The 9,919-nt window shown below is 60.3% G+C and carries 9 protein-coding genes and 1 pseudogene; 1 reads left to right on the top strand and 9 read right to left on the bottom strand.

The genetic code is table 11. From position 1 onward, the window contains the following. Nucleotides 1-144: 144 nt before the first annotated feature. A complete protein-coding gene (locus AC1D1Z_RS29930) occupies nt 145-828 on the bottom strand; it encodes an IS6 family transposase (protein ID WP_113543161.1) in 684 nt (227 codons plus the stop codon). A 387-nt stretch (nt 829-1,215) separates the two neighbouring features. Here AC1D1Z_RS29930 and AC1D1Z_RS29925 point away from each other — a divergent pair, with 387 nt between their 5' ends. After that, complete coding sequence (locus tag AC1D1Z_RS29925; RefSeq protein ID WP_162769109.1) at nt 1,216-1,392, top strand: hypothetical protein; 177 nt, start codon at nt 1,216-1,218, stop codon at nt 1,390-1,392. 58 nt (nt 1,393-1,450) lie between these two features. Here AC1D1Z_RS29925 and AC1D1Z_RS29920 read toward each other — a convergent pair whose 3' ends face one another. From AC1D1Z_RS29920 to AC1D1Z_RS29885, 8 genes and pseudogenes are all read right to left on the bottom strand, one after another. Continuing rightward, nucleotides 1,451-2,389 (bottom strand): phosphotransferase, encoded by a 939-nt coding sequence (locus AC1D1Z_RS29920; RefSeq protein ID WP_477852515.1) that lies wholly within the window; start codon nt 2,387-2,389, stop codon nt 1,451-1,453. Nucleotides 2,390-2,400: 11 nt separating this feature from the next. Continuing rightward, a complete protein-coding gene (locus tag AC1D1Z_RS29915; RefSeq protein ID WP_115156438.1) occupies nt 2,401-3,369 on the bottom strand; it encodes a phosphotransferase in 969 nt (322 codons plus the stop codon). 12 nt (nt 3,370-3,381) lie between these two features. After that, nucleotides 3,382-4,668, bottom strand: coding sequence for a Zn-dependent hydrolase (locus tag AC1D1Z_RS29910; protein ID WP_113543141.1), 1,287 nt, complete (start codon nt 4,666-4,668; stop codon nt 3,382-3,384). Then, a complete protein-coding gene (locus AC1D1Z_RS29905; RefSeq protein ID WP_065277039.1) occupies nt 4,661-5,425 on the bottom strand; it encodes a DeoR/GlpR family DNA-binding transcription regulator in 765 nt (254 codons plus the stop codon). The genes AC1D1Z_RS29910 and AC1D1Z_RS29905 overlap by 8 nt, the downstream gene beginning before the upstream one ends. Nucleotides 5,426-5,537: 112 nt before the next feature. Next, nucleotides 5,538-7,361: an ABC transporter ATP-binding protein gene (locus AC1D1Z_RS29900; RefSeq protein WP_113543142.1), complete on the bottom strand. Its 1,824-nt coding sequence runs from the start codon at nt 7,359-7,361 to the stop codon at nt 5,538-5,540. Further along, nucleotides 7,358-8,281, bottom strand: a complete 924-nt coding sequence (locus AC1D1Z_RS29895; protein ID WP_477852512.1) for an ABC transporter permease — start codon at nt 8,279-8,281, stop codon at nt 7,358-7,360. The genes AC1D1Z_RS29900 and AC1D1Z_RS29895 overlap by 4 nt, the downstream gene beginning before the upstream one ends. Then, nucleotides 8,281-9,261 carry an ABC transporter permease gene (locus tag AC1D1Z_RS29890; protein ID WP_065277041.1) on the bottom strand — a complete coding sequence of 327 codons (981 nt, stop codon included), beginning with the start codon at nt 9,259-9,261 and terminating at the stop codon, nt 8,281-8,283. Before AC1D1Z_RS29890 ends, AC1D1Z_RS29895 begins: the two co-directional genes overlap by 1 nt. Before the next feature lie 130 nt (nt 9,262-9,391). Beyond that, a pseudogene (locus AC1D1Z_RS29885) lies at nt 9,392-9,919 on the bottom strand (ABC transporter substrate-binding protein); the annotation flags it as partial.

Genomic DNA, 9,919 nt, shown 5'->3' with positions numbered 1-9,919 from the left:
TATATGAACAGGACGCAATTGTCGTTATCGCCGCATCCTGAAAGTTATCAGTCCGTCCATTTATGCTCGCCAGGGAATATGATAGGTAGCGGTTTTGTCGCAAACTTTTTAAAAGGCCGCAGAAGCGGCCATCGCTGGACACAGTTATGCAGCGAGTGCGGCGAATTGCTGAAATGCCGATTGGCCACTGGTTGAAAATTGGCGCTTGCGGATCATGTGAGCCACCTCGATACCATCCAGTGTTGCTGACGCAGACTGAAAGGATTTGAACCCCTTCATGGGGCGGGTCAGCTTCTTGATAAACCGGTGGTCCTGCTCAATCGTGTTGTTGAGGTATTTGACCTGCCGGATCTCGATCAGCCAGAACCATCCATACAAGAGCAGCCGCCAGTTGATGTTTTGCAATCCTGCCAGGTTCGCGCCGCTCTTGTCGATGACGACCTTTTCGGGCCAGCCATTGTTCTTAATCGTGCGGGCGAAGAACGCGCTGGCCGCGGCCTCATCGCGGTGCTCAGACAGCATGAAATCAAGGGTTTTGCCGGATTTGTCGACAGCCCGATAGAAATAGGTCCACTTGCCTTTGACCTGGATATAGGTCTCGTCCATCCGCCAGGAGCTGCTGGTTGCGGATTTGCGCCGCTGGGCCTGGCAGGCAATCAGGGGCGAATATTTCACGACCCATCTGTTCAGCGTCGCGTGGTCAACGGTAACGCCGCGCTCGGCCATAATCTCTTCCAGATCACGATAGGAGACCGCATATCTCACGTAGAAAAATACCGCGTATAAAATCACGTCTTTCGGGTAATGACTGCCTTTGAAATCGACCATGATCGTGAAACTCAATCTGCCTGCTCATCTCAACCCCGGATCTACGCCTACAATGCTGGTTGCAAACCCGGTGAAAAGTTTTGCGACAGAACCCTTTCCTCAGCCCCTTCGACATCAGTGCGGAGACGGAGCGCGGAGCGTTGATATGGCTGCCGCTCGTGGAGCGTTATTTCCCCATCCCATCCCTTCGCCTCGTTGTCCGCTCGAAAGGTGTCCTGGAGACTGCAGCGGCGAGGCTCGCCGAAAACATCAAGTCGCAAATGAGTGCGTACAGCGGATGAATAGGCAGCGTTCCATGGCCGCCTCAAGGGGATGTGAACCAAGCCCGAAGGGCCGGCCTCCTGGCCTAATTTTGCGGGCGCTCGCCTTCATCATCTCGAACCCGCGATGGCTGAGCTGAAGCCGCTTGCTGAGAAAGTCTGGCGCTATTGCGAGACGCAGGACATCAGCGGCAAGACGATGACKGGCAAAATCAAATATTCGGCCGTCACCCGGCGCGAAGCGCGGACGACGGCCACCACACTGTGCCAGAGTGGCATGCTCATGCGATTATCGCGCGCCTAAGAAATGCGCTCGGAATTTGAGTCAGGCTTTCCGCCGATCATTTGAAAAATCCACCGGATCAAACCGCCTTGAGATACTCGACCCAGCGCGGATCCTGCATGGCCGCGCGAGCGCGCATGTGTTTCCAAGCGCCGTATTTGTAGAAATCAAAATCGAGCGCCGAGACGACATTCTGGACCATGGCCCAAGTCGACCATTTCACATCGGCAAGCGCCCGGTGCACGGCAAGACGGGCCTTCATTCGCGGATCGAAGCGGCCGAAATATTCCTCTATTACCTCTGCCTCCACGGCATCGGAGAAGAACATCTCGCCGCACCAGATACCGATATCGTAGCAACGGTCGTTATTGGAGGCATATTCGTAGTCGATGAGCATCAGCGACTTGTCGTCGGCGACCATGAAATTACCCGCCATGGGATCGTTGAAGCAGGCAACGAGGTCGATGCCGGAGGCTTCGAGAGCTGCACGCGCCAGCCGGTATTGCCTGTAAAGCCAGGCAAAATCGATCGGAAAGGCGCCGCCGAGTTCGCGCACCTGCTCGATATGCTCGTCGATCATGTCGAAGATCGTCTTAGTCAGCGGCAGTCTGCCTGAATCGTTGAAGGTGCGGTAGAGCCCGACGACGGCTTTGCGCACGGTCGGATCCTGGAAATCGCGGTTGGTGCAGGCACGCCGACCTTCGATGTAGTCGGCGATCTCGACACCCCTGTCAGCGAGATACTCGTAAATCTTCGGGCCAATGCCGAGGTCCTGCGCCCGTCGGCTGRCGTCCAGCGCCGCGTTGCGGTCAATGAACATCTCGGTGCCGCGGCCAGGAACCTTGACGAAGAAACCGCCCTGTTCGCCTGCGACCCTGACCCGCCAGTTCGAATTGCTGATACCGCCATGCACCGGACCGTAGTGGAGTTCGCGACCCGACCACGGCTCAATCTCACGTAACAGGGATTCGATCTCCGCTTCCGCCTCGTTTGCCGCTTCTCCCAATCGTTTTTCCATAGCTTGATCTCTCAGAGTGTGCGGAGCATGAATTCGAAACGCGGATTGCGAAGCGCCATACGGCAGCGCAAAAGGCGCCATTGCGCATATTTCAGGAATTCGATACCGCCGCGCGGCGAAACCCTGTCCATCAGGATGCCCCACATGCCCCAGAAGAGATCGTCGGCAATGGCGTAAAGGCGGCAGCGGTTGAGCGATGTCTGGCGAAACTGTCCCTCGAAAATCTCGAGCGCCGGCTGCATTTCGTCGTCGAACTGGAAGGCCTCGTTGAGCAGGATGCCGATATCGTAGAACGGATCGACATTGCGGGCCTCGTCGAAATCGACCAGTTGCACTGCGCCATCCGGCGCGATCATGATGTTAGAGGCAAGGCCGTCGGCATGGGCTGGTTTTTCATCGAAGCCGGTGGCGATGATCGCCGCTTCGATATCTCCGACGCATTCGCGCATCCACCAACCGTCTGCGGCGACCTCTGCGATGCCTGCATCGGCAAGCGCTTTCTCGACGACGCGGATGCGGTCGAACACCGTCCACGTTTCGCCAAGCGGCCTGCTGCCATGCAGGGTGCTCTTGGCGGCGATGACACTTTCCAGAACATTGCGCTTGCGCAGGTCGTCCATTCTGGCGGTATGCCAGGTTTCCGGCAGGCGGTCGAAAACGACCGCTGACATTTCCGGGCTGTGCCAGAGGGGCGCCGGCGTCAGGCCCAGGGTTGAAGCCTGACGCGCGGCGCTAACGGACCTCTCCAGATCGATGAAATCCGACTGGTCCGTATGGAGAATTTTCAGGAAATAGGCAGCGGGTGCATCTCCTCTGGCAACGAACCAGTTCTGGCTATCGACGGCGCGGTGCGTCGGCGAGGCGACGCCTGCAATGCCCGGCGCATAACGCATATCGGCGTTTGCCCAGTCCGGAACGGCCCGGATGGCGGCTTCCGCCGCCTTCTCATCCACTGTGGATGCTTGCCCGAGTGCCTTCATGCTCCCAATCCTTCAGTCCATGGTTTTCAGGATGTTGCCGTCGAGGCAGAATTTCCACAGCATGGCGCTGAGGATTTCCGCGCCCAACAACCGGTCTTCCGGCGTGGTAAATTCCGTCGGGTGATGGATGACGCCGCCGACGCTTGGCACGGCGATGACGACTGCCGGGGAAACGGTCGTCATGCTGACGGCGTCATGTCCGCCGATGGTGTCGAGCAGCAAGGTTTCGAGGCCGAAGCCGGCCGCCGTATCCTGGGCAAGGGCAACCAGTCGCCCGTCCATGTTCCCGGCGCGGCGGCGGTCGATCGAGCGGACCTCGAAGCCGACATCCGCCTTCTTGGCGCAGAGGTCAGCTTTCTCGTTGAGCTGTGCTTCCGCCCAGGCAAGCACATCGGGCTTGGCAGAGCGCAGTTCGATGAACATCACCGCCTCGCCGGGCACGACGTTGGGGGAATTCGGATAGACCTCGAGACGGCCGCAGGAGGTGTGCAGGTCGATCCCGACTTGCTCGGCAAAGCCCTTCAGTTCGGCGATCAGGTACGCTGCAGCCAGGAGCGCGTCATGGCGCTCGGCCATCGGCGTCGGGCCGGTGTGCGCCTGGCGGCCGATGAAGGCGAGCCGGTGTTTGACGTTGCCCCAGAAACGGTTGAACACGGCAAAGCGCATGCCTTTCTTTTCCAGCTCGGCGGAACCCTCAATATGAAGCTCGATCAGGGCATCGGGAATGACGGGGCCGAAGGTGCCGGCATAACCGATGTCGTCAAGAGCTTGCCTGACAGAAATGCCGTCGCCATCCTTGCGGGCGAGCGCGAAATCAAGTGTCAATTCGCTGGCATTGACGCCGCTGCCGAGAAGGCTTGGCTGGAAACGGGCGCCTTCCTCGTTGGTCCAGTTGACGATGCAATAATTGACTTTTGGTGTGACCCCAACCGCGGCCACATGCTTGCGTATGGCATCGATCGCCGCGCAGGCGGAAATCACGCCGTAGGCGCCATCGAAGCGGCCGCCGTTCGGCTGGCTGTCGAGGTGCGACCCGCTCATGACCAGAGGTGCGTCCGGCCCTGCCCAGTCGAGAAAACCGTACATGTTCCCCATCGGGTCGATCTCCAGGCGCAGCCCTGAATTCTTCAGCCAGTTCGCCAGCCAGTCTCGGGCGGCCTTGTCTTCCCGTGACAGGGTCAGCCGCGTCATCGCACCACCCGGCCCGCCGCCGAAGACGGAGACTTCCTCCATCATCCGGTGCAGGGCTTCGGCATCGACCTCAGGCAGGGATGCCGGCTCGCTACGGGTTTCAAGCATAAATCACCTTCACTTGCGCCTCTTCCAACTTTTCAAGAAAATCTGCCCGCGGAGGCGCATCAGTGATGAGCAGATCAACGTCACGAAAATTATAGGTGCAGAAATTACCCTGGCGGCCGAACTTGCTGCTGTCGGCGAGCATCACGACCTGCTTGGCGTGGCGGCGCAACGCCCGGCGCACCAGCGCCTCGTCCTCGCCGAGGTCCATGAAACCGAGATTGACATCGACCGTCACCGCGCTGACGAAGGCGATATCGAAGAGATGTTCGCGGATCACATTGAGCGTATCGGTTCCGAGAAACGCCCGGTAGCTCGGCCGCAGAACGCCGCCGACGGCGACCACGTTATTGGATTCCACCCCCGACAAGGTCTGGATGATATCCAGCGAATTGGTGTAGATATTGATCAGCGGCCGATCGACGAGATAGCGCGACAGCGCCAGCATGGTCGTGCCGCTGTCGAGGAAGATCTTGGTATGGTCGCGCAGCTCTCTGGCAGCGAGGGTTGCGATTTTTGCCTTTTCACGAGCATTGACGCGCATGCGTTGCGAGATCGGCTGATCGGCATCCCGACGCGGCGTCACGCCGCCGCCATAGATGCAGCGCAGGTGCCCTTCCATTTCCAACTGCTTCAGGTCGCGGCGCACGGTTTCCGGGCTGACGGAAAATTCCGTCGCTAGTTCCTTGACCGTGACCCGGCCATGCTTGGCGAGCTCTTCGAGAATGTGTTGCAGACGTGCCTGGGGATGGTCAGTCATGAGGGCTTCCCGTCACAGGCCCATCGGCAAGTCTGTCGAACCAGCGTGTCCCGCCGTGGTCGTTGCTTCTTTCATCGTCTGATCCTCCCGGGTTTCGATGCAATTTACGGTTTCAAGCTGCCGCGTGGGAAAGCGTGTTTTCCACCAAAAAGCAAGCAGCAAGGTCCTTGTTGCCACGGGCGGTCAAAACCGGGCTTTGCTTGTGACAGCTGCTGAATGCGTTCGGGCAGCGGCTGGCGAAACTGCAGCCGGGCGGCAGGTCGATCGGGCTTGGCGGCTCTCCTTCCAACAGACAGTCTTCCGGCTTGTAACGGCGCTCTTCCAGCGTCGGCACGGCGCTGAGCAAAGCCTTGGTGTAGGGATGGCCGGGATCGAAGAACAACCGACTGTTGTCGGCGATCTCGACGACCTCGCCGAGATACATGACGGCAACACGATTGCAGACACGGCGCACCATCGCCAGATCGTGGGAAATGTAGACATAGGTCAGGCCGTGCTGGGCCTGCAGCTGCTCGAACAGCTTCAGCAATTTGAATTGCTCGGTCTGGTCGAGCGACGACAGCGTCTCGTCCATGATCAGCACTTTCGGCTCCAGCACCATGGCGCGGGCAACGTTGACGCGCTGGCGCTGGCCGGCACTCAAACCCAGCGGAAGCTCGTCGTAGAGCGTAGCGGGCAGGCCGACCTCGCGCATCACCGAGAGCACGCGGTCGCGTAACTCTGCGCCCCTGGCAACGCCGTGTGTCTTCAGCGGCTCCTCGATGATGGCGCCGATCGCGGTGCGTGGTGGCAGCGAATTGAAGGGATCCTGCAGCACCAGCTGAAAATCGCGGCGGAACTTCAAAAGCCCCTTGCCGGAAAGCCTGGTGATATCCTGTCCGTCGCAGAGGACCTGGCCGCTATCGGGCCGTTCCAGCCGGCTGAGCAGACGCATGAGCGTGGATTTGCCGCAGCCGGATTCGCCGACGATGCCGAAATTCTCTCCCGGAAAGACGTCGAAGGTGACGTTGCGCACGGCACGCACGGTGCTGTAGCTGGCAAAGGTGCCGCGTTTGCGCACCCGGTAGGAACGGGTGGCATCGCGAATGCTGATGATGGGCTCGCGGGTCTCGGCCGGTAGCTCGATGGCGACCGCTTCGCTCGTCCAGATCTCCGGGATCTGGCTGATCAGCTCGCGGGTATAGGGATGCTGCGGCGTGTCGACGAGTGCCTTCGTTGCCTGCCGCTCCACGATCTTGCCTTCGGCCAGCACCAGGATCTGATCGGCAGCGTCGCTCACCAGCGGCAGCGACGAGGATATGAAGACGATCGCCGTGTCGAAACGCGTGGTCAGTTCGCGCATCAGGCGCAGCACCTGCGCGGCGACCGTGACATCAAGCGGCTGGGTGACGTTGTCGGCGACGAGGAAGGCCGGATTGCTCACCAGCGCATCAACGATCAAGGCACGCTGCATCATGCCGCCGCTGAATTGCGATGGATATTCGTGATAGCGCATCTGCGGCGAGGGGATGCGCACCGCGCCAAGCAGATCGATGACCCGCTTCCTGGCTTCCTCCTGCGCAATCTCTGGTGCGACTGCACGCAGCTTCTCGACGATCTGCTGGCCGACCGGCAGGGTCGGATCGAGAGCCCCCGCCGGATTGGCACCGACATAGGCGATCTCGCGGCGCAGCGTGCGCAGTTTCTGTGCCGGCAGATCGAGGATGTTCTGGGATTTGTAGACGACCGATCCTGACGTAACCGTCAGTGGCGGATCAATCCAGTTGACGAGTGCACGCGAGAGCACGGTCTTGCCGGCACCGCTCGCCCCAATTATGCCGAGAATTTCGCGTGGGGCCAGATCGAAGTCGATGTCGGAAATGATCGGACGCATGCCGCCGCCCGTTTCCAGGCCGACGCTCAGATCGCGAACCCTCAGAAGCGGTGTGCCGGTCACGATTTGCCTCCATAGATACGATTGCGAGCCCGTTCGAGCGATGCGCCCATCAGGTTGATGCTGGTCAGGCACAGGAACAGGAACACGCCCGGCATGGTGGCGATCCACCAGGCATTGAGCAGATACTTGCGGCCGTCGGCGATGATGTTGCCGAAGGTCGGCGTCGGTGGTTGAACGCCCAGCCCGATGAATCCGAGGATGGATTCGAAGATCATCATCCGGGCGACATCGAGCACCGAGACGAAGATGATCGGCGGCAACACCAGCGGCGCCAGCAGGCGCACCATGATGCGGAAATCCGATGCACCGTAGATTTCAGCGGCACGCACATACTCCCGCTTGCGCTCGGTCATCACGACGCTGCGAGTGACGCGGGCATAGACCGGCCAGCTCGACAGGCCAAGAACGAGGATGATCGCCGGGATTGTCGGGCGCGAGACGCCGAGCACGGTGATTGCCAGGATGATCATCGGGATCGACAGCTGGGCATYGGTCAGGCGCATGATCGCCATGTCGACGCGGCCGCCATAATATCCGGCGATCGTGCCGAGCGAACAGCCGATGAGTAGCATGACCAGAACGGTGGAAAGACCGATGAGCAGCGAGTAGCGGAGGCCGACCAGGCTGCGCACCAGCATGTCGCGGCCGATCTGGTCGGTGCCGAGCGGCGCCGTCCAGTTCCATTTATCGCCCATGAACGGCGGCGCATGTAGGCGCGTGGCGACACTCATCTTCGTGGGGTCGATGCCGCTCAATTGCGGATAAAGCAGGGCCGCCATAACCAGCACGATGAAAATGGCAGCGCCGACACGGAATTCGTTGGAGGCAAGGGCAATCCGCCAGATACGCCGCGCCACTGAAGCGCCGCGTTGTGTTGCCGGAACCGGGATTGCCGGGATGTCTGTCTCTGTCACGCTCATCAATATTCCAACCTTGGATCGATCATGGTGGCAATCAGGTCGACTGCGATGTTGATGAAGACGAAGATCGCGCTGGTGACGATGGCGATCCCCTGGATCAGCGGGAAGTCACGCTGCAACACGGCGTTGATGGTCAAAAGTCCGAGACCGGGATAATCGAAGATGAATTCGACGACGAGGACGCCGCCCAGCAGGCCGCTGATCTGGATGCCGATTAGATTCAGCAGGGGAACGGAGGCGTTCCGCAGCGCATGGGCGACAATGATGCGGCTGCGGCTGAGACCGCGCACGTTTCCGACTGCGATGAAAGGCTCCATCATCACGGTAGCCACGGATCCGGTCAGCGTCCGGATCAGCACCGGCGCCAGCTCGACGGCCAGAACGATCGCCGGCAGGATGGTATAGGCAAAGCCGGCATATCCGATCGCCGGCAGCCAGCCGAGTTTGACAGACAGAAGCATGGCAAGGACGATGCCGAGCCAGAAGTTCGGCAGCGATATGAAGATCGAAGAAATGTAGAAGGCCACGCGATCCGGCCATCGTCCGGGCGCCAGTCCGCCGGGAATGCCGACCAAGAACGAGAAGATCAGGGCGAAAAATATTGCCAGGCCGCCGAGTTGCAGCGTCATCGGCAGGGTGTCACCGATCAGGGTCAGCACTTCGGCGCGTTCGCCGCGGGTGGAATCGCCGAAACTGGAACCGCCTGTGGAAGCGCCGCTCGCAGGCCGTACGAAGGATTGTCCGAGATCGCCCCTGACGACGCCGCTCATATAGCGGCCGAACTGAACCAGGATGGGATCTCGCAGGCCCATGTCCTTGGCGATCTGCTCGATCAGCGCTTCGGGCGCCATGCCGCCGGCCATCAGCCGGACCGGATCGCCGGGAACCACGCGCAGCAGTGTGAAGATAAGCAGCGTCACCAGAAAGACGATCAGTGCGCCTTGCGCCAGCCGTCGAACCAGAAAACTGAGAATGAACATATCATATCCTGGCAGCAATCGGAGCGAACCGTCCTGAGCGGCGACGGTCGCGGTCGTTTGTTGACATCATGAGCGAAACGAAAACCTCCACGGCGCTGGCCTCCAGCGCCGTGGAAAACGCAAGCCAGCCTCAGCTGAATGCGGCCTTCGAGGCGTCCATGGACCCGTCAGGATAGATGAAGAGGCCGGCCAGCGACTTGTCCATCGCGTGGATCATCACCGAAGTGAACAGTGACAGGGCCGGCACCTTTTCGGCAAGCATGGGCATGGTTTCGGTCTGCAGGATGTTCTTGCGCTCCTCGAGTGACGGGGCGCTGCGCTCCTTGTCGAGTGTCGCGTCGATTTCCTTGTCGACGATGCCGGTGATGCGTTTCGAGGTCGAATGGAAATGCGTGCGCAGTACGAGGTCGGGCTCAGGTGAACCGGTGGACCAGCCGCAATCGACCATATGGCCGGGGCCGCCGCCCGGACGATCGTAGAGGCGTTCGTTCCAGGCGGCGATTTCCAGAACAGAGAGCGATACCTGAAAACCCTGTTCCTGCAGCATGGCGGTGATGACCTCGCCGTATTCCTTGGTCTTCGGGTAGAAGCCGACGGAGGTGATGTATTCCAGCGGCGGCAGGCCCTCACCCTTAGGGAAACCGGCCTCGGCCAGCAG

It is taken from the genome of Rhizobium sp. P1_E1 (assembly GCF_056406015.1).
Note: the sequence above shows the minus strand (reverse complement) of the source record. Positions and strands in the feature narration are given on the sequence as shown.

Coding starts and splice junctions, on each gene's coding strand:
- AC1D1Z_RS29915 (WP_115156438.1), bottom strand. CDS start 3,369: ATGAAGGCACTCGGGCAAGCATCCACAGTGGATGAGAAGGCGGCGGAA.
- AC1D1Z_RS29910 (WP_113543141.1), bottom strand. CDS start 4,668: ATGCTTGAAACCCGTAGCGAGCCGGCATCCCTGCCTGAGGTCGATGCC.
- AC1D1Z_RS29930 (WP_113543161.1), bottom strand. CDS start 828: ATGGTCGATTTCAAAGGCAGTCATTACCCGAAAGACGTGATTTTATAC.
- AC1D1Z_RS29905 (WP_065277039.1), bottom strand. CDS start 5,425: ATGACTGACCATCCCCAGGCACGTCTGCAACACATTCTCGAAGAGCTC.
- AC1D1Z_RS29890 (WP_065277041.1), bottom strand. CDS start 9,261: ATGTTCATTCTCAGTTTTCTGGTTCGACGGCTGGCGCAAGGCGCACTG.